The following is a 25,177-nucleotide window of genomic DNA, read 5'->3' on the forward strand; positions in this document are numbered from 1 at the left end:
ACTTGCTGAATAACTCTTGCTGTCTTATTATATGCTTGCTTCAAAAATTTGCACATCACATTCAATCACAACATTACCTTTTAATGCTTTACTGATCATACATGTTTGTTCTGCCTTGTGTGCTAAGCGTAGAAGTCTTTTTGCAAGATGTTCTGTTAGCTTTTGCACAATAATAGTCGGTTTATGCACAATTTTTTCATACGTAAAAATGCCATTTTCTACACTAACAAATCCGTGTGCCTGCATGGATAATTCCAGCACATCTATTTCTGACCTTTCGAATAAAGCAGCTAGTGTAATTAAATAACAGGTTGCAGCTGCCCCTAAAAGCATTTCATCTGGATTTGTACCAATGCCAGGTCCATTCATTTCCCGAGGAATAGAAATTTGTGTTTGCAAATTACTAGCTTGGATATTTCCTGTACCGTTTCTTCCTTCTGACCAAGTTAAGTCCATTATAAATTTATGCTGAACCATTCTAGATCCTCCTTTATTTGTGAAGCGAAGAAAAATGCCCGCTTACAAACGTAAGACGAGCATTCCTTTTATTCAACTGTTACTGTATTTTTTTCTGTCTCAATATGACGACCTTTCTTAGTCACGGTTTGGTACTCCGCAAGACGAGCCGTTGTACGCCAATAGTGATAGACAAGTCGATCAATCCACAGCAAAGTCTCCACATTCGATACGGCTGTCTCTAACTCTACCACATTTTCAACAGTATGCTCAAAATATGCGTTTCGTTTATCACGACGCACCGCAGCCATTTCAGAGGAAGTAACCTCAAGCAAGGTAGCAATCTCAGGTAGACGTTCATCCTCATCAATGATTAATAGTACTTTTTCCAATACCTCTAACCACTTTTGGGTTAATGTCTCCTGTAATTGAAAGGCATTTGGATGTTGCTCACGTATTGCCTTTGACAAACGATATAGGTGGTCTAAAGCATGTAAAAGGGCAATATGCTTATACCGTTCTTTTTGAGAGGAAGATTGGATAGCATCCATAAATAAACGCGTTTTTTCGATTGCTTCATCTATTTGAGCCAATCTACTGTCTGTTTCAGCTGTGCGTTTTTTTCCTTGAATAAGTGAAACGAGTACAGTCGTCATTTCCTTAGTAATATCTTGCAATGTATTAAAGGATACCTCTACAGCAACCCCAGGTAGTTTGGCAACACTACTATCTAAATTACGAGTTAAATAATTTCCTTTTTCAGGTATCATTTTTTCAATGGCCTTTGCAAAAGGACGAACAAATGGTACAAAGAGTATCGCGCCAATCACACTAAACAATGTATGGAAAACAGCAATGCCCAGTGTTTCATCAAAGCTACCATTGATGGATTTCGTGACGAACTCTGTAAGAGCAAACATAAATCTTGCACCGAATGTCACTAGTACAGCCGTGACTACATTGAACATGACATGTGTCACAGCTGTTCGTTTTGCAGCTGTTGATGCACCAATCGCAGCAAATAACGCTGTAGCTGTCGTCCCAATATTTTGACCAATGACTAAATAAGCAGCCTGTTCAAAATCAATGGCACCTGCATATAAAGCTGTTAAAGTGGCTGCTATTGCAGCACTAGAAGCCTGCATAATAACCGTCATGATAAGACCCAAAACAATTAAAATTAGTTTTCCACTAATAGAGTTGGCACTAAATGCATCGAATGGAATTTTATCTTGTACCGCAGCCATTCCTCCCTGAAGAACATCAATGCCTAAAAATAATAAGCCAAAACCAGTCACTAACCCCCCAATTGCTTTGTAATCACGCGGTGCGAGCAATTGAACAAATACACCAAGCGCAATAAAAGGCAAGGACATTGTCTGCATATTGATCTTAAAGCCGATTAATGAAATAATCCAACCAGTACTCGTACTCCCGATATTGGCGCCAATAATAACGCCAATCGATTGGACAAATGTGAGAAGTCCAGCACTGACAAAACCTATCGTAATCAAGGTCGTGGCCGTGGAGGATTGTACAAGCATTGTCATAAATGTACCAGATAATACCGAGCTAATGGTCCCACCTGTAAAACGATTGAGCCATTTTTTCAACGCATCTCCTGCCAATTCCTTTAAACCGTTTGTTAGCATCGTCATTCCAAGTAAGAATAACCCGATGCCCCCAAGCACATTGATCAACCTATCAACACTCCCTACTAAAATTGTATCTCTATTATGAAAGACTCCTTTTTAAAGGAGTTTTATTCCCCAAACATTCTTAATAGTACCATTATTAAATTTGAGAAAATAGGGATATTTCCCTGCATTGTACAAAATCAACCATTATTTTACGAAAAACAATATGATAATTTTTATGGTAGAATAGAATAAATAATTCTTTAGGAGATTTTCAAAATGATTTTAACAAAGCAAGAAGCAATACAGGCACTTAAAAAGAACAAATTCATCGGTTTTACTATTACAACTGGTAATATTATTATGAAAAAGATTAATAAAACCGAGTATAATATTTTTGTTTTCGAAGAAGGAAGAGAAAAACCATTACGCTATGTAGGCTCTATCATGAACGTGATGGCGACAATGAGCGATAAAGCTTCTAAGAAAGATTTTGTGATTGTTGAACAACTACCAGAAGGAAACAGTGCTAAAGAAACTCAATCTTCTGAACAGGAAGCAACGACAGAGGAAAAAGTAGCACCAAATGAAGAAAAGCCTTTAGTTGAAGGACAAGAAGAAAGCCGTGCGATTGCTGGCTATGAAGGCTTATATGAAATGACGACAAGTGGTCGAATTATTACAGTAAGAGAAAACCGCCCATTGGCTCGCTGTAATGATGAATATGGCTTCCATATTGCACGACTAACAAAGGACGGCAAAGCATCGAGCCATAATGTCTTTGAACTTTGGAAACAGACATTCCCAGAGCTGGAGCACACTCTTTTCAAAGGTGCCTTAAAAGCCAAGTATGGTACAGGCTGTAAGCTAATTGATAAACCTGGTATTCATTTTTAATGAAACACCCTCAGCAAAATATGCTGAGGGTGTTGTTATTAGATATGGTATATTTTTTGCCACTTGAAAATCTTTATTATATTAATTTTAGCTACTTTATGGAAGCCTGCCTGTCTGAGCTTTCTTCGTCTGTATCTCTTATACCACGGGGCTATTGTACAGACTGCTCTCCCTTCCCGCTGCACATCTGCAACAATCTCCTCTAGTCGCAGGCTATCATATTCTTTTATAAACGACATATTGTCTGACAGCTCATAGGTATAGTTAACCGTTTCTTCCGTTACCGTTTTATCGTGTCGCTTATAGATGACATGAACGCTATCTGCAAAGAGTCGATAGCCCTTATAGAAATCTGTAACATTTGTCGCTCGATCCTTCATTGTCATGATGTCCTTCATTGATAATTCTTGAAATCTCACATTTCCGTTATTCTGTTGTTGCTCTGCAATATAAATGTCTAAAATATGAATGGCTAGCATTCGTTGGAACATTTTTGTAACCGCTCTTAGCCAATCGTTCATGCTTGCATGCTTCAGAAAATAACGTAGTTCTCCTAATCGGTCTCGCTTCAATTTTACTAGCTGATGATTATTCGTTAATAGCCCTTTTAGGCGATCACGTATGACCATCCATAATCGAATACTACGCTCTTTAACTCCTTTTGTACTCATCACAAATTTCCTAGTAAAATCAATATGTGTATACCATTCAAACTTATATGGCTCATAGCCACTTCCTAAGTCATAATAACGATAGCCAGCTTGATGTGCTTTTAGCATATTTTCTTTTTCAATGAGGCGTCCTGGACCAAATAGATTAAAATCTGGCTCATGGCCCATTGCCTGACAAAAATTGCGCTCTCTACAGCATAGGTCAATTGTAAAAGCAATCCACTGTCCTTCAAATTGTAAGCTATCGACTTCTACGCGAAGCTCCTTACTGTTGGTTTTAGCTAGCTGCTCATAAAATAGACGAGTTTGCTTTTCGGTAAAGCCACTTTTATCAATTTTCTTTTGCCATCTTCTCTTGAATAACGTAAACATGTCTTGTAGATGCTTGTGATTTACTTCCTGAAAGACGACATGACCAAGTGAATTTAATTTGTTTTCACGCCGTTTAAGGCTTTTGAATTTCTTGCGATGCCTCTTTAGAAATGTTTCCATAGGAATGGTTTGAAAATCAATATAAGATGTGACAGTTCGAAAAATCGAATGAGGCATCTGATATTCAATCGCATATTTTTCTAATTCTTGAGAGGTATTTTTACTTTCTAATAATCCATGTAACACGATTAAATAACGCTTATATTTTCGTGAAAACTCCTTCAAAAGAAACGTAATGGAAGGTTCTAACCACTCCTTGTCAGCGATCACTTCCATATAGGTCGCAAAACCTTGTCCTAAAAAGCTGAAATAATGGATTGTACCAAAACGTACAGAATGCACTAACGGAAAAAAGGCAACTGCTCTACCTTGATGTTCCACTATGTAAATCTTGACATTGTCATGAATCCCGAGTGTTGTCCACCAAGTTGAAATCCATTCGTACTCAATAAAAGGGTTATTATTATACTCTCTTTCCAGAATCTCTGACCAAGTGCTCCGATAGGGCTCTAACTCTTCGATAGTCGTGATGAGTTTATAAGCTAGCAATGAACTAAATCGCTCCTTTTCACATGATCATCGCCATACATTTAGTAGCCACTATATTCCTAGCAAGAAAGTATTAGAACATTACACCAACGTAAAAACCCCTCCTTATTAGAAAGGAAGGGCTTCGTTTCATTTACACGTTTACAAGTGATGCCTCATCTTTTGTCACTGCATTGGCCATATGTGCTGTCGCCACAAAGCTTAGTGTCATCCCAGGCCCAATGGTTGCGCCTGGGCCAGGATACGTTTCCCCCATGATAGATGCTGAACAATTGCCAGAAGCGTACAACCCTTCAATGGGTTCGCCATTCTCCTTTATTACACGAGCATATTTGTCCACTACGAGGCCACCTTTTGTGCCGATGTCTCCAGGATAAAGACGCAATGCATAGAATGGTGCTTTCTTGATTTCTGCTAAATTTGGGTTTGGTAGTGTCGGGTCCCCGTAGTAATTATCATAGGCACTATCTCCTCGATAAAAATCATCATCATGTCCGTTCCGCGCAAAGTCATTAAAACGATTCACCGTTGCTACTAGGCTCTCCGCTGGCACATCCATTTGTTTGGCAAGCTCTTCAATCGTATCCGCACTTTTTGCGACTCCCTGCTCAAACCAACTTTTCGGGAATGCCTGTCCTGGGAACAATCCTGTAAAAATATAGCGACTTTTTGCTGAGGCATCAATTAATATCCAAGAAGGAACAGCCTGCTTTGTGACCTCTTGATGCTTATACATCGTATCCACGAATTCATGATATGGAGCTGCTTCATTGACAAAACGGTGCCCTGCATTATCCACTACAATCATATTGGGCACGCCACGATCTGCCACAAGGAAGAATGGATGTCCTTGTGGATCAATAACAGAAGGTGCTCCCCATACTTTGTCCATTAAATCCAACGTTGCACCAATTCTTACGCCAGGTTCAAGGATGTCACCTGTTTGACCTTCTGGAGAAGAAGTCCATGCAGCATTCGTAGGACTTGGTAAATACTTTTCCCGAAGTGTCTGATTATGTGAGAAGCCACCTGATGACAGAACAACACCTTTCTTTGCCTCAATTTTAAGTTCTTGTCCATCTCGTTCCACAATAATTCCAATTACTCTTCCTTTGCCCATAATAAAATCTTTAAAGGCCGTAGATAGCCAAAGCTCACCATTTGCTTCTGCAAGGGAGAGGCGTAAACGTGCAATTAAAGCTTCTCCTAATGCTACTGGATCGCTCTTAGTCACCTTTGACTTGACTAAACGCGCCCCTAATTTCAGTGCAGTAGTTTTACCTTTTAGCGTCCGTGTAATCATATTCACTTTATGAAACTCGTAGCTATTCATCGTGAAGCCTTTTGTTGATAGAGTTGCACGACGCATAGAATTTGCTAAAGAGCCCATTTTTGTTAAATCGAAAATAAGTGGTTCAATGGAGCGTCCCTGTGACAAGCCACCTGGTTTTTCTGGATAATAATCCGAATAGCCTTTTGCATATTGGAAGCGCATATGCTTTGTTTTATTGTATAAAAAACGTAACATTTCAGGTCCTCTCGTAATATAAGCTTCCTTTAGCTCTTCTGGCACACGATCACCGATTGTTGAATCAAGATATTGGCGTGCAAGTTCATGTGTATCTGGGACACCTGCACCTTTAATGATATGATTATTAGGAATCCATAAGGCACCGCCTGAAATAGCAGATGCACCACCATAGCGATCTGTTTTTTCGATCACTAATGATTTCATTCCTTGTAACTTTGCTGTTAAACCTGCTGTCAATCCCGCTGCACCAGAGCCTACTACTACTACATCATAACTTGCATCCCATTTCATTCAACCATTCCTCCCTATATGAGCTAAATCGATGAATCAGTCCTTTCTATTAAAAAGTATAGAATTAAACCAATATTCAGTCAATTTAAACCATTCCCTATTTTTCCCCAAAAAAAGGCGCATACTTACTCTCCATTTAAGGTTTTAGAATCACCTTTATACAGTTATCTTCCCGTCCACCAAATATTTCATAGGCCTTATTTGCTTCTTCTAATGGCAATTGATGTGCAATGATTTCTGTCGATTCTATTATTACAATCTCTAAACGATACATTAAATGGCAAGATGGCACTGTCTCCCTTTTTCACTTTTGTCACAGCTACTCCTACCTACTACATAATCCTTATGTGGGGGAATATCCTTGGTAAATGTGCAAATCGGACTCACAAATAGCAGTAGAAGTAATTTTCACAATAATATCGTCCTTCTTTTTAATAGTTGGGGCCTCTATATCTTTAATTCCCTGATATGTTACAGCTTTCACGACAAAACTCCCTTTGCATGTATCATCACAAAAGCATAGATTTTCGACTCTATTCTTTCCTTCGCTAACCTGCAGTATGCACATCTTTATCATTATCGTTTTTATGCAGGCAAATCAATGTCAAGCATATTCATTTCTACTTAGCATATAGTTTGATAAAGACATTAAGTTGATGATAGGGCGGAGGAATTTTACAGGTGAGTGCAATGATACTTGGCGGTTTTCTATTTTTCAGTGTGAGCATTGGGGGCGCGATTGCCTGGATTTTCTCTAAGCTATTTCAGCATACAACACAGGGATTATCATTATTGTGCGGAGGTTTTTTAGTAGGCCTGCTTGTGCTAGATATCATCCCCTCTTCCTTTCAAATCTATCAATCATTTGGGATTATATTAGGTATTTTTATTGGTTATTTTATCTTTCAACTACTAGATACCTTATTTCATGCTTCTCATACACAAAATCCCTCTATCTCACTATTAACACTAGCTATGATTATCCATACAATCCCTATTAGCCTCACTGTTGGAAATTTACTTGGAAATGCTGCATTAAGTATTTCTCTCACAGCCTCCATTATTCTTCACCATGTTCCAGAGGGATTTGCTCTATCTACTGCACTTATCTCTCAAGGTGAAAGGCTTTGGAGACTTTTCATTTATTTCTTTATCTTCTCCATTTTCTTTAGTATTTTCATCTGGTTTGGTCAGTATTGGGCTTTACCAGACAAAGTACAAGGGATCTTAATGGGCATTTCGATAGGATTGATTGCTACAGCTAGTATTTCTGAATTCATTTTGCATCAGCTACAGAAAGTCTCAATTAAAGCATTTTTTATGTATCTATTTCTAGGTTATTTCCTAAGCTATATGTTCCATATACTTGTTGAATAACAAAGGGATGTCTCCGCACAAGAGACATCCCTTTCCTTTTTATTCTTCTTCACTAACTAGCATTAAAGTAAGCGTTAAAATTTTAGAAACCTCTGCCCGAGTAAGATTACCTTTTGGATTAAATTTACCATTCGTACCATTTAAAATACCTAGATGTTGCAATAGACCAATAGCCTCTACTGTTTCTTGACGCATTTGATTTTTATCTGTGAATGAATTGTTTTTGCTCACTTGCGCAACATCCACTTCCATACCTTCTAAATACCTAGCAGTAATATAGGCCATTTCCTCTCGCGTAACGGGCTTTTTCGGCTCAAATTTTTCACCATTGAAAATATCGATTAAGCCATACTCTTCAAGAATCGCTACTTCCTTAGCACCCCAGAAACCATTAAGATCAGTATAAGATGCAGGACCCTCATAATCTTCATTCACATTTAAGCCAGATGCACGGAAAATAATAGCCGCAAGTTCTCCACGCGTCACTTGTCCATTTGGATTAAACGTAGTAGCTGTTGTCCCATTAATGATATCTGTTTGATATAGTAACTGAATATAGCTTTCAGCCCAATGACCAATACCATCCTTGAAATATCCACCTGCTTTTAACTCAACGTCGGCACGGGCAAATACCTGTACCATATCATTTAAATCTTCTGCACTAACTGCTTCCCATTTGCCAGCTGTATATACTTCACTCTTATAGCCATTACTAGTTTGTGTAATTTTTATTTGAATTGCCTGCCCAAATAACTTCTTCAGTTCTTCATAGTTTTCCTTAAACTCTTTTTCTCCCTCTGAATAGAGGTTTGTACCATCTTTGTACGATTGAAGAATCGCCTCTAATGAAATTTTTACTGTAATACTATTTTTTGTTGTAACAATCGACACTTCGTTATTTTCAAAGCCTATTTTAGATAACAAAAGCATTTTATAAATATCTTGATAGGGCATGGCTTGTAACTGATTAGTGGCTGCAACATTCTGCTTTGGATGAATTATATTTGCCACATTTACTACATCCTGTGCATACGCCTGTCCACCAAACCCTCCTGTAAAACATGCAATACTCAGTGCACCAGCTAACATTATTTTCTTCACTGTTTTTCCCCCTTCGATTCATAGATTCAGTGTACTAAAACAACAGTTTGTAAATCTATAAAAATATGGGAATTATACAATAATTATATAAAAGTCCTATTTTAATATGTTATAATTTCCCTATTTCTATTTTTGAATGGTGAAGAATCCAATAAAGAAACAGATTAAATTTTTATAGAGTAATTCCCTCATTTATAACAAAATATGTAACTATACATAATACAAATATTCTCACATTGTATGATTAGCTCTAAAATATTTTTTATCTTTATATTAATAGGTGCTTAAAATGCTTACCGTTCCTTGAATAAGATCTACCCAACTAATTCAATTTAATGGTCGTGTATGCAGTTGGGTATCAAATTAATCAGCTGGCTATTAGGTTCTACCCTATTGGTGATTATATGTATTCATGCATTAATCGGGTCACTGAAAAAAGTGAACACTTTATCTGAATTGATTCCGAATGCTTACCTATTGATATATTGTCCTTCAGAAGCTAGTAGCTGGCTATTCCATGTCATGGCCTAACCTCATAATATTACATGCAATGAGATTTCCTAATGGTAATGGTTGTTACTATGTGGATTTACTGTTAAAACACCGCCATTTATTTGGCGGTATTTTAACTACTTGGCACGTCGTTGTTGAATGGTAATAAAAAGACCTAGTAAGTGATCAGTTGTCATCACACCGTTCCTTAAATCTTTTAAATGTGATTCTTGAATAACCCCTTCTTTGATTGCTTGTGCTATAAAGCTCTCCGTTGCTGTACGTATTGCTGCTGAATGTGGGTTCCATGCTTGAGGCAATTTTGTCTCCTCCTTCCTTTCTCCAATAATTAATTGGACTTTCTTTGTACTGCTACTAGGTATAATGACTTGTCCCTCAAATTTATAATTAGCTGGCATTTTCCAAGATATTGGTACCTCGAAATGAGGTCGATCTATACTACCTGTCCAATCTCCACCCCATATAATACTTAGCTTACGAGCAATAACTCCTACTCGTTTTAAAGTAGCTTCATCATACAAAGATTGTGGTGGACCAATTGCAATATCCCAAGCAAGTCGTGATGTATGATTACTATTTAATGTCCAAGTCACAATTTGTCCTGGTCTAGTTCGACCTTGTGCATATAGGTAATTTTGTCTTTCCTGAGAACGATATGTTTCAGTAATAAAAATATTTTTAATCCCTTCTTTATAGCATTCTTGAAATAATAATCGACATGCTATTTGTGCTACTGATAGCAACTGATCTAAATCTCTACAAGCCTTTGTAATATTTATGCTCATTTGCTGTCCTCCTCTCCAGCATGATCTTTTACAATTGCTAAAATATTTTTGATGAAATTTGGTGTTGGCAACCCCATCTTTGTTCCATTTTCCGTAATTGAAATAAATTCAAGGACGCAAAAGGCAATAGCTGCTCCGTCACCTGCATACTCAATCCCTGGAATCACAAAAGCTAATAAGTAAATAGAGCCTACCAACATCAAATAATAGATTTTTCGAATGATACCATTAACACCAATCCGACTATTTAAATTATGATTGACTATCCCTGATAGTATCCCAGTAATATAATCTATAGCCATAAATCCGATCAAAACAGTTACTGCGATTCCTAAACCATTTACTGAATATGAGATAAGAGTTCCAATAAAGCCACCCCATGTTGCTATCCATTTTTCCACTACACCACTTCCTTTTTGTAGAAAAAGCCTTCCATACACAAAAGTATGGAAGGCCTTAAGATAAGTACTAAAATAGTTATTCATATCAGTTATTTTCTTATCTCTCCACTTATTTGAGTAAACTCTTGCTTAATTTTTTGTATAAGTGTAGGTCTGTTGTTTCCAAAAGTTGCTTCAATGCTAAATCCTGAGGTCTCATAAATCTCTTTTATATCTGTTATTTGTGCATCCATTGAAATATTCCATTCAGAATTTTGAATTGTTATAACATCCCCTAAGTCATAATCCTTTTGATATTTAAATGGACTATTAGTTAGTATTTGTCCCTCCAAATACTCTTCTTGCATGAATTCTTTTAACTGTTGCTTTCCACGAGCAACCAAAGCTTCAGTAATTTTCTCATGTGATATTAATTGCTGATTATCATCAACTTCTGCAATATCTCTGGCATCAATAAAAACTTCATGACGTTTTGTTGATGAATAGTCACCTACCTCGATAATTCGCCTATCCACACCTTCACCTTGTCCAGCAACTATTGCTAGATTTTTGTAATTTAATTCACTTTCTGTGTAATGCAATGATTTTAAACTTTCAAATTGAGGTGAAAAAATGACCGGTGGATTTATTGATTGCCCTACTGTTAAATTCCTACCTTCCATCACATCGAATATCCATTTTTTATCTTTTAAATCCAGTATTATATCCCAACCTAACTTACTCGATAGAGAAAGAATGCTTATCTCTTCTGCTAAATTTTTAAATCTAGTTGAATAACTTAAATACACACCCCGTTGCTGATCCGTTTTTATGAACAAATGGGGTATTTTTCTTTTACTATTAGATGGATTCACAAGGTTTTGAGACACATAATGTTTCATTACAGTTTCAGCTGTACCTGTCTTACTATCATATGCATTATTTGTAGGTGGAATGGTAATACGCTGAGCAACAATCGATTTTAGAGAGTAACCTTTAATTAACCAGTTCTCTGTAATTTTACCACTTGCATCTAACTCAATTTCACGATGTTTAATAATAAAAACCTTATTCAAATCTGTTCCGATGAGAATAAGGTTATCTTTTAATAAAGTGTTAGCGTATTTTATATGGCGATTTATTCGCAATTCTATTGTTCCTACATCATACCATGAACGATTGAAAAACATGGACTCATAGTTGTCAATTTCAGCTAATATGTCCATGTTTAGGGATAATATTCGAATGCTCTTTTTTATAGTTACTCACCTCTACTTCTTATACAAAAATATACAATAGTGTTACTCTAAAAATTATCTTGCTAAAATTTTTTTTTGCTTTTGCAAGCATTAATTCTAAATCTAATATACGTTGTTGATCTTGTTCTCTCTCATCTTTAATCCTTTTAAATGTTCGATTGGCTTTTCAAATAAATCTGGTTTTGATAGGCAAACTCAATTTTTGGGGTTTGGGGGATTTACTCTAAACGAGAGACAAGTTGTAAATTCTTCTCTAAACTCACCAAAAGATAAATCTATATGTTCTATTTCATTAAAAACATATGATCATATCCAGCATATTCTCCTGTATCCAATATAAGCGTACCATTTGATACTGAATACTATATTCTTCAACCTAACTGTTTAAAACTCATTATTAAAACCCCCAAGCTATAGCTTCTAATGAAATTGTTTGTCCACTTGTTATCCCAGAGTAGTTTGCATTAACAGTAATAGAACCGTTTAATGTGGTTCCAGAAATCGAACTTCCATTGCTAACGTATAGCCAATTTTGATTGTTATATCCCATCCCACCTAATTGTAGTGTCCCACTTTTTACTCCGTCTACCAAAACTCCGATTCCACTAAGAGTATAAGGTCCGAAATATATGGAATTAATAACGATTATATATGCCTTTATTGTAAAGCCTGCGTTTAGTGTTATAGTAAATGTTTGCATAGTGGGGTTGCCAGATGACACAGTTCTATTTGCTGAAGTATACGCAATTTTAGTTTCAGAAGTTCCAGCTATACCAAAAAGATTAACACCTTTTTTTATGTTGCTCGCAATCAAGTTCGCATCTCCTAAAACGTTAAAAGCGTTATAGTAACCTGCAGCCATGCTTTGATTGAAAGTACCAGGTATAATAGTTCCTTTTGAACCATGATTAATCATAGACCCTGTAACTTCACCATTATCATTGGTAAATGTTTTTCCCGCTAGTACATCTGTTGAGGTTGCAGTTCCTCCCCCCCCTTCACCCTGTAATATAAAAGCCGTCCCATTATATCTTAATGTGTAAACACTATTTGTTCTTAGATTACCACCTGAAAGAAGGCTCCCATTTGCTTTTATTATATTTTTGGCACCTAATCCGTTAACATTTATAGTTGATGCCCCTGTATTTTGAATGTTAATCTTTACAGACATCGCCATACCTTCTGTGTATTGATTAACGTTAGGAATTAGTACTGTATAGGTATTTGTTAAGCCACTTGTAATGGCATAAGGTATATGCAACGTACCATCATTAATATGCATATTCAAAGCATTGTCATTAAAGCTTGGTAAAATGTTAGACCCTGCCCATGGACAAAGTGTATCTCTACCACGCTCATCCGTCACATCACTAGCATTTATATAAGTTTGCCCACCTATCACTTTAACTTGTGCTAATGAAATCTCGTAAAAATTGGCCGTTTGGGTTAATGCTGGTGCAACTGGTTTTGCGGAAGCTACTCCCTTTTTAATAAACGCTTTTACATATCTTGCCTCTGTACTTAAATCCATTCTAATAACTATTCTGTCGATACGACTATTACCGAGTGATTCTGTATCATGAAGTAATTCTTTTAAACTATCATTTTCATAATAGCGTCCTAATATAAATGCCACCCCTGTGTCAATGGTTGTCATCATATTAGATCCATTTGCTGCAACATGTAATTGATTACCAGCTGCCTTTAGAATGCCTGTATTTATTAATGTTTTAAAATAATCGGTAAATTCTTGTGCGCTGTATTCCCTATCGTAAGTACCATCTTCTCTTTGTACTGGATCAAAAAATTTATATTTTTCAGCCATTTCATCACATCCTTATACACTTAAATATCTTTGTTTAAACTTTACGTAAACCTCTGGATTTCCACTATCCGTTATAAAAGCAACCCTATTTTCACCAACATTTAAATGAAAGAAGGTAGATTGTAAATCAATATAGTGAAATGCATTTTCTTTAACTCCATTGGGACTCTCTATTTCAACTTGTTTATTGCCAAATGATGTATCAAGAAAAAGTTTGTAACCTGTAGGTATTTCTCGATTTACACGAATAAATTCACCTGTTGTTATATTGGTGATTTGGGGATTTTCAACAGGTCCTCTGAACTCAACTACGATTGGTGTCGGCACATCACCATTATTAATTAGCACTTTCGAGTCACCTCTTGTTGCAAAACGTACTGGGAAATAAAAAGGAAATCTAAAGTTGCTAACAAAGTCTTCCAATTTATAACTTTCAGTAGAAAATTCCTGCCAAAAAGGTGACGGGCACAGAAAATTAATAATAGTACGTTGGAATCTTATTCCATTATTCTCTCTCCCAACACCAAAAACGGGTACATTTTCAACTACAGCTTGAATTTCGCGTTTTGTATTTCCTTTAATGTAAGTGAGCTTTCCAAGACCAAATTTAGGGTTGCATACAGAAACAAGTAACTGCCGTTGTTTTATCATAGATAAATTATTTTCTGCTAATATTGACACATTTAAAGCTACTGAACGCTGTTGTAGGTAGCTGTCTATATAAGTACTACCGTCTTGAAAAGGTGCTGATTGTGTTTGAATATCAGCACTAACATCAGCTTTCCCCTCTATGGACTGTAACAAGAAGGGCTTCTGGTTGGAGAATTTAATAGATTGCCCCCGAGCATTTGTAAAAATAACTTCTTCAATCATCAAATCATCCCCCATTCCATTGCTAATTGACGTTGTACTTGTTTATTTTTTCGAGCAATTTCCGAAGGAGAAGGGTGACTATCGTATATATAAATATTTGTATCTCCACTCGTATAAGAGCGAGATCTATCAATCGACGTTGCGTGGGAAGAACTTATCCCTTGCTGACCATCCATATTGAATGCTAAACGCTGTGCTGCATTTGCAACCCTACCTGCCATGTCATCAATTCCTAAAATTAACCCTTGGCCTATATCACTACCAAAATTACTCATAATGGGTGAAGGACAATGAATATCAAGGTTTTTTCGAACTGTATTTTCAACACTATCTGTTAAGTCATCCATTACTCCTTTTAGATTATTTTTTCTCTCGGCCATACCAATTTCCCAGCCTTCAATTGTATTTCTTCCAATAGCCATAAATACTCGCGAAGGAGATTTAATACCTAGGATTTCCATTGCCCAGTTTGGAATAAGTCCTGCTAATTCTTCAATTTTCCTACGGACATTACCGAACATATCACCTATTCCAGAAATCAAACCTAAGACAATGTTTTTACCTATACTTGAGAGCTCAATATTTTTCAAAAATGACTGTGCCTCATTCCACTTTGTTTCGATTTTATTTTTGACGTCGTTCATTTTGTCTTCGACTGTGGATTTCATCTCTTCTATTTTCCTACCAGGCCAAGCCTTTATCTCTTCCCATATCCGAATAGTGTCTGTTTTCATTTCTTCCCATTTATTTGAAGCACCTACTTTAATATCATCCCATTTTTTTGAAGCATTATTTTTAAAAACTTCCCACTTAGAAAGTACTTCTCCAGTTTCCCAATTTACTTTATTCACATGTTCTTCAGCTTGGAGTTTTGCTTCATTAACAACCTTCTGATGCATAGACTCGGCATTTTTAATGGTTTCATCTCGTTTACGACCAGCTTCATCAATTACAGCTTGGGCCTCTTCTGCAGACATCGCACCTGTTTCATCTCGTTGTCTAACTGCCCACTTGTATGTTTCGTTGTATTGATCCTCAGCATCTCGAATAACATCTTCTTTTTGTTTCAAGGAGTTTTGGACAACTTCAGCAGCTTGTTCTGCTGAAATTTTTGAGGCTTCATTTTTCAAGCTTTCTAAAATAATCTTTTGCTCTACTTCACTATCTGAAAGATGCTTTATTGCATTCTCCTTCATCGTTTGTTGAATCAGATTAATTTCATGTTGTTCTGCTTCAGTTATGGTTCTATTATTAGCAGCAGCATTTTGATAAATTTCTGTAATTCGAGCCTTTCCATCTGTAATAGCTTGTTGTTGCTCTGTTTGACTTTGTGCTACTCGAGCTAAAATATTTGCTTCCTGTTCTTCAGTTAGAGCATTACTTGAAGCAAAATGGTTCTGCATGGTCTCTAGTTCTTGAGCATGATCAGCTTGCATTTCGGCTAACACTTGATCACCCATCTCACTATAAATGGTTATCATATTTGTTGCCATTTCTTGTGTGACTGCTTGACCAGACCACGCTAGTTGATTAAGTGCCACTGTCGCTTGATCTGATAACTCCAAAAAGCTTCCTACTGACTCGGCAGTGGCTTCAGATACTTTATCTTTCCAATCTTCTACTTGGATAGATGATTCATTAAGATTCTTAGTTACTGCATATGCTGCGATTCCTAAACCTGCAAACGCAGCAACAGCTATGCCTACAGGATTCATTATTAATGCTAATGTAGCACCTAACGCCGTTGTAGCCCCACCTGCTGCTCCAATTGCCATTGAAAACCCACCGATTGCAGTCACGATTGATCCAATACTTGAAATTAATGTTCCCCCAACTACTAATAAAGGGCCAATAGCGGCTGCTAAACCACCAATAATAACAATTGTATTTTGTGTTTCAGAAGATAAACTGCTGAACTTCTCGATCCAGGGCACAAAAATATCAAGAACTTTTTGTACAATGGGAATTAATACATTTCCGATGCTTATACCTACATCTACAAGCTGATTTTTCATTATAGCCATTTGAGACTCTGTCGTTTGATAACGCTCGGCTGCTTTATCAGATAAAGCCGTATTTTCCTTCCAGGCATCAGTAGAAGAATTAACAGCTGATGTAAGTAAATCCGAAGCACCAGCCATACTCAAAAGTACATCAGTTTCATCACCATTAACCCCTAAATCAGCAAGCACATCTTTTAAGTTAGCTCCACCTTCAGATGATTCTGCTAACCCTTTAACCAATGCATCTAAAGCAGAGGCCGCGTCTGTTTCAAATGCCTTTTTAAAATCGGCACTAGTCATGTTAGCTACCTGAGCAAAACCAGATAAGCTTTCACCGCCATCTCCTACAGCTTTTTGAATCTTTTGCAAAACAGAAGTCATAGCCGCTCCACCAGTTTCAGCGTTAATCCCTAGGCTCGACATAGTAGCAGCTAGTCCCATTATTTGAGATTCGGTTAAACCAATTTTAGAAGCTTGCTCAGCAAATCCCATTCCCATCTTCATAATGTCAGATGCAGCAACACCCATAGTAGTACTCAAATCAACAATAGAGGAACCTAATCGATCAAAGTCTCCTTGCCCCATTCCTACAATATTTGCAAACTCAGCGAACTCTTTTGCTGCCTGTTCACGTGTCATCCCCGTTGAATTGCCCATATCAATAACAGCACGGGAGAATGAAATAAGATGCTCTTCTGCAATTCCTAGCTGCCCAGCAGATTCAACAACTCCAGCAATTTCAGTAGCACTTACTGGAAGCTCCTTAGCCATACTACGGATTCCACTTTCAAGCTTCTTAAAATTTTCCTCACTAGTGTTCACAGTTTGACGTACACCGGCAAAAGCACTTTCAAAATCTACAGCAGCATTAAGGGCATACACACCAAAAGCTTTGATAGGAGCTGTAATAGTAGACATACTTTCCCCAACAGTCTTTAACTTTCCACCAAGCTCCTGAAATTTATTCCATTTTGATGATTGCTCACTTAATTGCTGATCGACTTCTGTTAGCTGTGTATTTAAACGATTGTATTCAACAAGAGCTTCATTCACAGCAATTGCCTGTTTTTCTATTTCCTCGGTATTTGCTGAACCTGAGGCTATTAATTCATCATACTTTCTACGTTGCTCCGTAAAATTTAGATTTGCAGCTTCAACTGATCGCCTAAGAATATTTTGTTTATTTGCTAAACCTTCCACCGAACTTTCATATTCATTACCTAGTGCTTGTAATGCCCTTAATTCAGCTCCCATTGCTGTCAAATTACGAGTTAATTGTTCTATAGAGCCATTAAAATTCGATGTATTTAAATTAAGCTCAACAGCACTGATTTCTGCCATATTTCATCACCGCCTTTGTTTCATCACAACCAGGAAATTTCATCAGCTGTGACTTCCTCTATTTCATCATCATCAACTAACAATTCAAACCAAAAATGAATATCCATTTCGTCAATCTCATGTAGTTTATAACCCTCTTTTATCAATTTTCTATAAAATAATTTAATATGTTGATAAGGAGTTATTTCACTTACTTTCCCTCTTCATCATTTACGATGGTTTTTGTTTCTAGTCCTCCAATGTTTAGAACACTATTAAAAACTCGCATAATTTCATCTTGCAATCTTCCTGCCTCTAACCCATCCCAAACATCATCCATTGTGAATTGGTTCTCAAACACATTGACAACAAAGGCAATCATTTCATCAAAAGTTTCAACAGAAATTTCATTCCCTTCTTGTCTCATTTTCTCATTCATTTTGAGCGCATTGCGAAACACTCGGGCTTTCACAAAGTCATTTGAAAATTGTTTTTCTTGACCATCAATTTTTAAAGTAATTTGCATTTTATTATTCATCCTTTCTAGTAACTTTCTATATTAGGGAAGAGAGGCTTGGGACTAAAGTGTTTTAACCTACAAAATTACCGAACTATCCTTTGAAACGCTCACGAAGTGTTTCGAATAGTTCGGTTTTTAATTACTATTTTTTGTTAATCTAGAGATTATTCAGCTTTATGAAGGTCTCAATTAGTTATGTCCTAGCCTATTCATTTAAGGAGTTACAACAGTTTCACTTGGTTTTGCGACAGAGTCAAAGAATGATTCAGCTGTCACCGTTACCCCTGCATCTCGTGTATCTACTGTATGTTTAATTACGCCATCGATTAATGGTAATGCTTCACCACCGAATGGATATACTTTGTAACCTGTTTCACCTTTCTTACGAGTCGAATTTGTTTCTTCACCTAATTTCAATTTCGCTTTTAATAGCCAAACAAGCTTAGTACCCGATTCAAAACCAATTGCAATTGGATTAGGTGTATCATTTGCATTTGTAATGATACCACCTTCTGCTGACTTCTTATGCCCATACCAATCTACTAGGACGTCAGTTGGTAAATCAGCTGTTTCCCCTGCAATTGTAATAGAATCCAATTGTGCTTCCTGATCTACTACACGGTCTCCTGCATCTAAATGTGCTTCTGAAAAGTTAGGTGTAAGTGTCATGGAAATAGGCATTGTTAATGTTTTAACTTCACCCCATGTTTCTGTTTGTTCATTTGTCATTAGTGCATAATGAATTCGTTTTAAGCTCAGTTTTTGTGGTTTTTCATTTAAAATTGTCATTTACATGACCTCCATATTTTTATTATTATTCTTCACACAAGACGAATTGAAGTACCCTGTTATTATGAGATTCGCCTACAATATAAGGCTCATCATATTCTAGAATCCGTTCAAATCCTGCATTTCCCATCAAATGTTTGATACTCTCTGCTAGCTGGTGATAGTTCAGGTTGGACCATACATTAACTTGGACAATCCGTTCAGTTTCAATTTCGTTTCCACCAGCTACAAAGATAGGCTTGGCACTTATTTCTAAAAAAGTGATGAATTGATTTGGTTTTTCGGATTCTTTAGGAAATCCATTAAAGATGATAGGCAAACCTAATGGCTCTAAAATAATAGGAATATGATTCATTAAATCCCTCATATTTATTTCTCCTAACTCTTTGAAATATGAAAAAAACTCAGTCCATGCTAGATTTTGAACATATTCCCCTTAAGTGAATGAAATATTGAACTCCTAAAATAAAGAATCATTTCAACTACAGTCATTCTGCAATTGTGGATTTTTTTCAAGCTAAAAACGCCTACTGACAATAACTCAGTAGACGTTTTCATTCGTTCTCTCTTAATCACTATTTTTCACCTCCTTTCAAAATATTTATTTTCACTAGCTATCTTTCAACCATATTTTTAATATCCGTCATACTGTTAAAAATACTTTGTTTCAAAGCAGACTCTATTTTCTTTAACTTCCTATACTGAAAACCATTAACCCTTCTCATTTCAAGATATAGTTTCCTTAATTCTGCTTGAAGTTTTCGTACATTATCATCAGTGTAAAAACAAACATACTCCCGACCACAGTTAGGGCAAGTAAAATAGTTTTTTTCAATCGTATGGCTCAGTCTCACGTTCTTAAAAGACTGAACATAGAATTTATAACCACATGATTTATTGCATTTTGCATAAATTACTTCCATCCAATCATCCCCTTATTATGAGTATTTGAAAAGACCACTCAATTTTGAGTGGCCTTCACCTAACACAATTCATGTAAAGTTAAAATTTCATATAACAAACTTCTACATTAACATCATATTACGGAATTTCTATACCTTCTATTCAATCATCTGAGTGTCAGTAAAAGGAAAGATACTAAAAAAATCCTCTGCTAATATAGCACTTCAATTAACCGAATTTTTATATTACCATCATATTATGGATTATCAATCATTTCTATACAATCTAGTTGGTGTCAATTAAGTGAAAGCTTAAATTGAAGCAATAGAAAAGACCACCTTTAATAAAAAGTGGTCACCACATTGTTTATATATTAATAAGAAAAACTAAATCAATTTGTTAGTTTAATTTCATGTGCAAATTTAATCATCTTTGCAATTTCTGCATGCTTTTTGTAAATATAACTAGCACTATAATTTAATACCTCAGCTATTTCTTCTAATGTCATTCCATCCACATATTTTAATTTTAATATTTTATGATTCAACCCACTAAATTTTCCAATAAGATCCAAGATTTTTTTTTGTTCCACAAGTTTAACTTGCAACTCTCGTTCAATTCTTTCAATTCGCTCTTCTAGTTTTGCTCCATCCGATTCAGCAGTGAGTTTTACCCTAGCCAAATCTCCAGTAACCCATCGTTTTAATTCTTTCTGTGATCGCTCAAGGTTATATTCCAAATAAGCAATTTCATCCTCAATTTGCTGATAATCTAGTAACCATTCGTACATATTTAACAACCACCCTTTTAGCTTTCTGAATTTTTACCTCTAATTTTCACATCTCCTAAAACACTTTTAAACGGTATTACACAGTAACAACTTATGTCTTCCCATTTCTTTTTTTACAATGATATTTATTAAAATTGCACATCTAACTCCTCCTATTACTTTTAATAATCTATTACCCATTTAACAAGTTATTTCCAATATAGTACCTTTAAACGGTACAGTCAAGAGAAAATACTTTTAAAAGGTATTAAAATATTTACAAAAATACTTTTTATCGGTATTATCATAATAAGGAGGTGATGAAATATGGATAACTCGGATAAACTAAAGAGGGTTTTCTCAAAAAACTTAAAACTTCAATTAGAGAAGAAGGGTTTAAATCAAACAGACATGGCAAGGGAACTAAATATACCTGAAACAACCGTATCTAATTGGATGAAAGCTAGTACATACCCTAGACATGATAAAATACAATTAATGGCAGACTATTTTAATATAAGACGTTCCGATTTAACAGAGGAGCAACCAACAAACTTAATAGAAGTACAACCTAACTTTGTAAAAATTCCAATTTTAGGTGTGATCGCTTGTGGAGAGCCAATCATTGCACAACAAAATGTAGAAGGGTATATGTATGAGTTTTCAGAATTACTGCCAACAGGTAATATTTTCGCTCTTGTGGCTAAAGGTGATTCAATGGAACCAACTATACCAAACGGCTCTAAAGTTCTTATAAGAGAGCAGAATGAAGTTGAATACGGTGAAATAGCTGCTGTACTTGTAAATGGTGATACTGAAGCGACTCTTAAACGCGTAAAAAAACAAGGTGACATGATTTTACTTATGCCAGATAACCCCAAACACGAACCTTATATAGTGGATGAGAATAATCCTGCAAAAATTATCGGAAAAGCTATTAGTTTTAAGGTTACATTATAATTTCGAATTCATTAAATATGAATAATTAACGAAAAAAGTAAAAATTTTTATAGACTAAGCTTGTCACTCAATTGGGTGACAATTTTTTATGGACTTATTTTTAATGTAAATTCGCACATACTTCAATAAGAGAGTTTTAACTTGCTATCACATTTTTATACTCATATAACATTAGAGGCTTTCATTTGATTTTTATTCAATGGTAGAAGTAGTATGGAATTGTAACGAAGGATTTTCTACATATCTACACTATTATATTAATGTAACAATTCCAAAGGAGGAATTTCGATGAATTATCAAAACATTACGGTTGCAGGTAGTGGTGTATTAGGAAGCCAAATTGCTTATCAATCTGCTTTCAAAGGTTTTAATGTAACAGTGTATGACATTAATGATGAGGCGTTAAAAAATGCACAGGATCGTATTACCAAATTAAAACCACTTTATCAACAAGATTTAAGTGCTACACAAGAAGAAGTGGATGCAGCCTATGCACGTCTTACATTTAATAGTGACTTGGCTCAAGCCGTTGCCAATGCTGATCTTGTTATAGAAGCAATCCCTGAAGTTGTGAGCATCAAAACAGAATTTTACACGAATCTTGGAAAAGTAGCACCAGCAAATACAATTTTTGCAACAAACTCGTCTACTTTACTACCAAGCCAATTTGCTGAAGCAACTGGCCGTCCAGAGAAGTTTTTAGCACTTCACTTCGCTAATACGATCTGGAAAAACAATACTGCAGAAATTATGAAACACCCAGGTACAGATATGAAAGTATTTGATGAAGTGATTGAATTTGCACGCGCCATCGGCATGGTACCACTACCATTGCATAAAGAGCAACCTGGCTATATTTTAAACTCATTACTAGTTCCGTTTTTAGATGCAGCAGAATCTTTACTTGTAAAAGAAGTGGCTGATCCAGAAACAATCGATAAAACATGGATGATTGGTACAGGCGCTCCACTTGGACCATTTGCTATTCTAGACATCGTTGGCATTAACACTGCCTATAACATTGTGGAAGCGAAAGCAAATGCCACTGGTGATGAAAACATGAAAAAATTAGCTAACCTCTTAAAAACAGAGTACATCGAAAAAGGTAAATTAGGTCGCGCAACAGGTGAAGGTTTCTACACATATCCAAACCCAAGCTTTGCAAAATCAGATTTCTTAAAGGGTTAATGATTAGAAAGAGCAATGGTCCTTCTTAAAAGGGCATTGCTCTTTTTTATTCATACAAAAAAATCCCAAAAACTAGGTGTGTTTTGAAATTCCTTCGTTGTCAGCTTTTCAATAATTTTCAATTTAATCTCCTGTTCTAAGTCTTCTCTATCCTGGTAACTTGTTTGGTGGAGACACTGCTTAATTTTTGGAGTAAAATTTTGGATAATTATTAGCATCTCCTCATTCATATTGTTCTGCATTTACTAAATCTCCTCCTTTCTAATAATATGATGAAGCTTCTTTAAAGCCTTTTGATGAACATTGGATATATTCTGTGATGTTGTTTGTAATGTTTCAGCGATTACTTTTATAGAATAGTCTTTGACATAAATCATTTCTAAAATTTGAAGTTGCTTGTCTGTTAATTTTTGCAAACCTTTAAAGAGCTGTTCATTTTCAATTTTTTCTAATAACCCTTCTTCTCCGCTCTCTTCTTCTCTTATACCGTCGTCCATTAGACCACTATCTGCGACTAATAAAAAGCGATTTTGCAATCTTCTCTTTTTTTTATCGAAATCCAGGCTAAAGAAATAAATTAAATTGCTGATATATTTTATTTTCTGTACCCTTTGATAATGAGCTTGAAATGTTTCATCAACCATTTTCAAATTATAATCATTGGGATATAAGATTGCATGTTGTACCAAATAAAGATTTTGTGCATCTGCCAAAAAACTTCTGATAATTGGATTTTTAACCTGTTCTCTATTTCTGTAAAAAAACTCTTCTATAATTTTGTACTCATTACACATTCGCATCACTCCTATATATTCGCCTTCTTGTTCATTAAAGTGAATATCATATATCTATTATAAACCAAAAACAGAACAAATGTTCTATATTTTATTCATTCATATTGATTTTATTAATCGTACGTTCACTTTTAAGAACTGTAAGCATCACAATAATGAGGGAGGAAGATGTTATGATACCAGTTGAAACTATACAAATGTGGGTTCACCTAATAGGTAATTCAGGTTTCCCTATTGCCATTACCATCTATCTCTTTATGCGTTTTGAGAAGAAAATAGAAAATTTGGAAGCGATCATCCTGAAGTTGTTAGATAAAAGGGAAAATTAATAAACCTATAAAAAAATTTACGACAGCATCCTTTTTAAAGGATGCTGCCGTGTGACTTAAAGATGCTTCTGCATACCATATATGTAAGAACAAATATGTAGATGGGGGGATTTTATGGATCTTCTGTTGACCACTTTTCTTAGGCTAGATATTCCGTATAATTACTTTCACGATTCATTCCCCATTATGCTTGAATACTTGGAGATTCTTGGATTTTGGCTCGCATCCACATTTTCGGTCATTATTATCATGCTAAGTATATGGTTTCTTATAAAGAAAGCAGGCATTGTTAGTGCTTTACTTATTCTTTTTATCACGGGGATTCTTTTATACCTTGCTTTCTTTTCATTGTTCCATTGCTACTCACCATAATAAATTGAAGCCTTTGAAGATGAATACTTCAAAGGCTTTTTAGCATTTTTAGAAATACAGCACCATATAATCCTCATCAAAATATTGCTGTCCTATTTTTAAGGCGTTTCGTTCTGTTCCAAAAACGTGAAAACCTAACGATGTGTATAATCCTTTTGCTGATTCATTGGAAGAAACAACTGTTAAATTAATTTGCTCGACGTCTACTATTGACTTTGCTTGATTGATGATCCCTACCATTAGTTGTTTTCCTATGCCCAATCCCCGCTTTTTTGAAGAAACATAAACGGCAAAAATACTCGCTTTATGCTTTAGCTTCATTTTATTTGCTTGCACCAATGTCGCCACACCGAGTAAATCCTCCTGGTCAAATGCCCCAAATGTAAATGTTCCCTGTCCTTCGAGCCTACTTGCAAACGACTCAAGTGACAAATCCTTTTCTTCCTCGAAGCTAGCGCCAAAAGCTTCTGGATTTGTTTGTAATCCCTCTAATCTTAAATCTCTATATACCTCAGCATCTGCAGCTGTTAATTGTCTAATTTCCATGCCTTTTCCTCCTATCATACTTTTCCTATTTATCGGCCATAACGATTGGCATTTGATGTACTTTTACAACAGTAATCCTTAAAATGGAAATAAGGGAGCTGAAAATC

At 35.8% G+C, this 25,177-nt stretch carries 25 protein-coding genes and 1 pseudogene; 5 read left to right on the forward strand and 21 right to left on the reverse strand.

Annotated features, from left to right (window positions below; genetic code table 11):
• Positions 1-27 precede the first annotated feature (27 nt).
• Together NP781_RS17410 and NP781_RS17415 are read right to left on the reverse strand one after the other, a co-directional pair.
• Positions 28-477 (reverse strand): SACOL1771 family peroxiredoxin, encoded by a 450-nt coding sequence (locus tag NP781_RS17410; protein ID WP_257520441.1) that lies wholly within the window; start codon positions 475-477, stop codon positions 28-30.
• 68 nt (positions 478-545) lie between these two features.
• The gene (locus NP781_RS17415) at positions 546-2,147 is read right to left on the reverse strand and encodes a Na/Pi cotransporter family protein (RefSeq protein ID WP_257522548.1); all 1,602 of its coding nucleotides are present in this window, start codon (positions 2,145-2,147) and stop codon (positions 546-548) included.
• Between the two features lie 225 nt (positions 2,148-2,372).
• Here NP781_RS17415 and NP781_RS17420 point away from each other — a divergent pair, with 225 nt between their 5' ends.
• The gene (locus NP781_RS17420; protein ID WP_257520442.1) at positions 2,373-2,990 is read left to right on the forward strand and encodes a 3-ketosteroid-delta-1-dehydrogenase; all 618 of its coding nucleotides are present in this window, start codon (positions 2,373-2,375) and stop codon (positions 2,988-2,990) included.
• 38 nt (positions 2,991-3,028) lie between these two features.
• On the opposite strand, the gene NP781_RS17425 is transcribed toward NP781_RS17420, so the two are convergent.
• The 4 genes and pseudogenes from NP781_RS17425 to NP781_RS17440 all read right to left on the reverse strand — a co-directional run.
• Complete coding sequence (locus NP781_RS17425) at positions 3,029-4,642, reverse strand: GNAT family N-acetyltransferase (protein WP_257520443.1); 1,614 nt, start codon at positions 4,640-4,642, stop codon at positions 3,029-3,031.
• Positions 4,643-4,775: 133 nt separating this feature from the next.
• On the reverse strand, positions 4,776-6,464 hold the full coding sequence (locus NP781_RS17430; RefSeq protein WP_257520444.1) for an FAD-dependent oxidoreductase: 1,689 nt from the start codon (positions 6,462-6,464) through the stop codon (positions 4,776-4,778).
• Between the two features lie 136 nt (positions 6,465-6,600).
• A complete protein-coding gene (locus NP781_RS17435; RefSeq protein ID WP_257522578.1) occupies positions 6,601-6,756 on the reverse strand; it encodes a hypothetical protein in 156 nt (51 codons plus the stop codon).
• Positions 6,719-6,948: pseudogene (locus tag NP781_RS17440) on the reverse strand (glutathione-dependent formaldehyde dehydrogenase); the annotation flags it as partial. The pseudogene NP781_RS17440 and the gene NP781_RS17435, both read right to left, overlap by 38 nt.
• Positions 6,949-7,154: 206 nt before the next feature.
• On the opposite strand from NP781_RS17440, the gene NP781_RS17445 reads away from it, so the two are divergent.
• Positions 7,155-7,841 carry a ZIP family metal transporter gene (locus NP781_RS17445; RefSeq protein WP_257522549.1) on the forward strand — a complete coding sequence of 229 codons (687 nt, stop codon included), beginning with the start codon at positions 7,155-7,157 and terminating at the stop codon, positions 7,839-7,841.
• Positions 7,842-7,880: 39 nt separating this feature from the next.
• Here the strand turns inward: NP781_RS17445 and NP781_RS17450 are convergent, their stop codons facing one another.
• From NP781_RS17450 to NP781_RS17505, 12 genes are all read right to left on the reverse strand, one after another.
• On the reverse strand, positions 7,881-8,942 hold the full coding sequence (locus NP781_RS17450; protein ID WP_257520445.1) for an S-layer homology domain-containing protein: 1,062 nt from the start codon (positions 8,940-8,942) through the stop codon (positions 7,881-7,883).
• 629 nt (positions 8,943-9,571) lie between these two features.
• Positions 9,572-10,240 carry a M15 family metallopeptidase gene (locus NP781_RS17455; protein WP_257520446.1) on the reverse strand — a complete coding sequence of 223 codons (669 nt, stop codon included), beginning with the start codon at positions 10,238-10,240 and terminating at the stop codon, positions 9,572-9,574.
• Positions 10,237-10,641 (reverse strand): phage holin family protein, encoded by a 405-nt coding sequence (locus NP781_RS17460; RefSeq protein ID WP_221681242.1) that lies wholly within the window; start codon positions 10,639-10,641, stop codon positions 10,237-10,239. The genes NP781_RS17455 and NP781_RS17460 overlap by 4 nt, the downstream gene beginning before the upstream one ends.
• An 89-nt stretch (positions 10,642-10,730) precedes the next feature.
• Entirely contained in the window at positions 10,731-11,846 is a 1,116-nt protein-coding gene (locus NP781_RS17465) for a siphovirus ReqiPepy6 Gp37-like family protein (RefSeq protein WP_221681241.1), read from the reverse strand.
• Positions 11,847-12,276: 430 nt separating this feature from the next.
• Positions 12,277-13,704, reverse strand: a complete 1,428-nt coding sequence (locus NP781_RS17470; RefSeq protein WP_221681240.1) for an autotransporter outer membrane beta-barrel domain-containing protein — start codon at positions 13,702-13,704, stop codon at positions 12,277-12,279.
• Positions 13,705-13,716: 12 nt separating this feature from the next.
• On the reverse strand, positions 13,717-14,577 hold the full coding sequence (locus NP781_RS17475) for a phage tail family protein (RefSeq protein WP_255601290.1): 861 nt from the start codon (positions 14,575-14,577) through the stop codon (positions 13,717-13,719).
• Entirely contained in the window at positions 14,577-17,921 is a 3,345-nt protein-coding gene (locus NP781_RS17480; protein ID WP_257520447.1) for a phage tail tape measure protein, read from the reverse strand. The genes NP781_RS17475 and NP781_RS17480 overlap by 1 nt, the downstream gene beginning before the upstream one ends.
• A gap of 190 nt (positions 17,922-18,111) precedes the next feature.
• Positions 18,112-18,426 (reverse strand): phage tail assembly chaperone G, encoded by a 315-nt coding sequence (gpG, locus tag NP781_RS17485; RefSeq protein ID WP_221681238.1) that lies wholly within the window; start codon positions 18,424-18,426, stop codon positions 18,112-18,114.
• A 207-nt stretch (positions 18,427-18,633) separates the two neighbouring features.
• The gene (locus NP781_RS17490) at positions 18,634-19,209 is read right to left on the reverse strand and encodes a major tail protein (protein WP_221681237.1); all 576 of its coding nucleotides are present in this window, start codon (positions 19,207-19,209) and stop codon (positions 18,634-18,636) included.
• Positions 19,210-19,234: 25 nt separating this feature from the next.
• The gene (locus NP781_RS17495) at positions 19,235-19,576 is read right to left on the reverse strand and encodes a hypothetical protein (RefSeq protein ID WP_221681236.1); all 342 of its coding nucleotides are present in this window, start codon (positions 19,574-19,576) and stop codon (positions 19,235-19,237) included.
• 247 nt (positions 19,577-19,823) lie between these two features.
• The gene (locus NP781_RS17500; protein ID WP_221681235.1) at positions 19,824-20,132 is read right to left on the reverse strand and encodes a hypothetical protein; all 309 of its coding nucleotides are present in this window, start codon (positions 20,130-20,132) and stop codon (positions 19,824-19,826) included.
• Between the two features lie 371 nt (positions 20,133-20,503).
• Complete coding sequence (locus tag NP781_RS17505) at positions 20,504-20,902, reverse strand: ECF-type sigma factor (protein ID WP_221681234.1); 399 nt, start codon at positions 20,900-20,902, stop codon at positions 20,504-20,506.
• A 306-nt stretch (positions 20,903-21,208) separates the two neighbouring features.
• On the opposite strand from NP781_RS17505, the gene NP781_RS17510 reads away from it, so the two are divergent.
• The gene (locus NP781_RS17510; protein ID WP_221681233.1) at positions 21,209-21,841 is read left to right on the forward strand and encodes a LexA family protein; all 633 of its coding nucleotides are present in this window, start codon (positions 21,209-21,211) and stop codon (positions 21,839-21,841) included.
• 288 nt (positions 21,842-22,129) lie between these two features.
• The gene (locus tag NP781_RS17515) at positions 22,130-23,029 is read left to right on the forward strand and encodes a 3-hydroxyacyl-CoA dehydrogenase (protein ID WP_257520448.1); all 900 of its coding nucleotides are present in this window, start codon (positions 22,130-22,132) and stop codon (positions 23,027-23,029) included.
• Positions 23,030-23,079: 50 nt separating this feature from the next.
• Here the strand turns inward: NP781_RS17515 and NP781_RS17520 are convergent, their stop codons facing one another.
• A complete protein-coding gene (locus tag NP781_RS17520) occupies positions 23,080-23,271 on the reverse strand; it encodes a hypothetical protein (RefSeq protein ID WP_221681231.1) in 192 nt (63 codons plus the stop codon).
• Positions 23,272-23,274: 3 nt separating this feature from the next.
• A complete protein-coding gene (locus NP781_RS17525; RefSeq protein WP_257520449.1) occupies positions 23,275-23,823 on the reverse strand; it encodes a sigma-70 family RNA polymerase sigma factor in 549 nt (182 codons plus the stop codon).
• 173 nt (positions 23,824-23,996) lie between these two features.
• Here NP781_RS17525 and NP781_RS17530 point away from each other — a divergent pair, with 173 nt between their 5' ends.
• Positions 23,997-24,152 carry a YvrJ family protein gene (locus NP781_RS17530; RefSeq protein ID WP_004228185.1) on the forward strand — a complete coding sequence of 52 codons (156 nt, stop codon included), beginning with the start codon at positions 23,997-23,999 and terminating at the stop codon, positions 24,150-24,152.
• Positions 24,153-24,572: 420 nt separating this feature from the next.
• Here NP781_RS17530 and NP781_RS17535 read toward each other — a convergent pair whose 3' ends face one another.
• Entirely contained in the window at positions 24,573-25,070 is a 498-nt protein-coding gene (locus NP781_RS17535) for a GNAT family N-acetyltransferase (RefSeq protein WP_221681229.1), read from the reverse strand.
• Positions 25,071-25,177: the final 107 nt, after the last annotated feature.

The sequence above is a fragment of the Lysinibacillus sp. FN11 genome, from assembly GCF_024628845.1.
GTDB lineage: Bacteria > Bacillota > Bacilli > Bacillales_A > Planococcaceae > Lysinibacillus > Lysinibacillus capsici.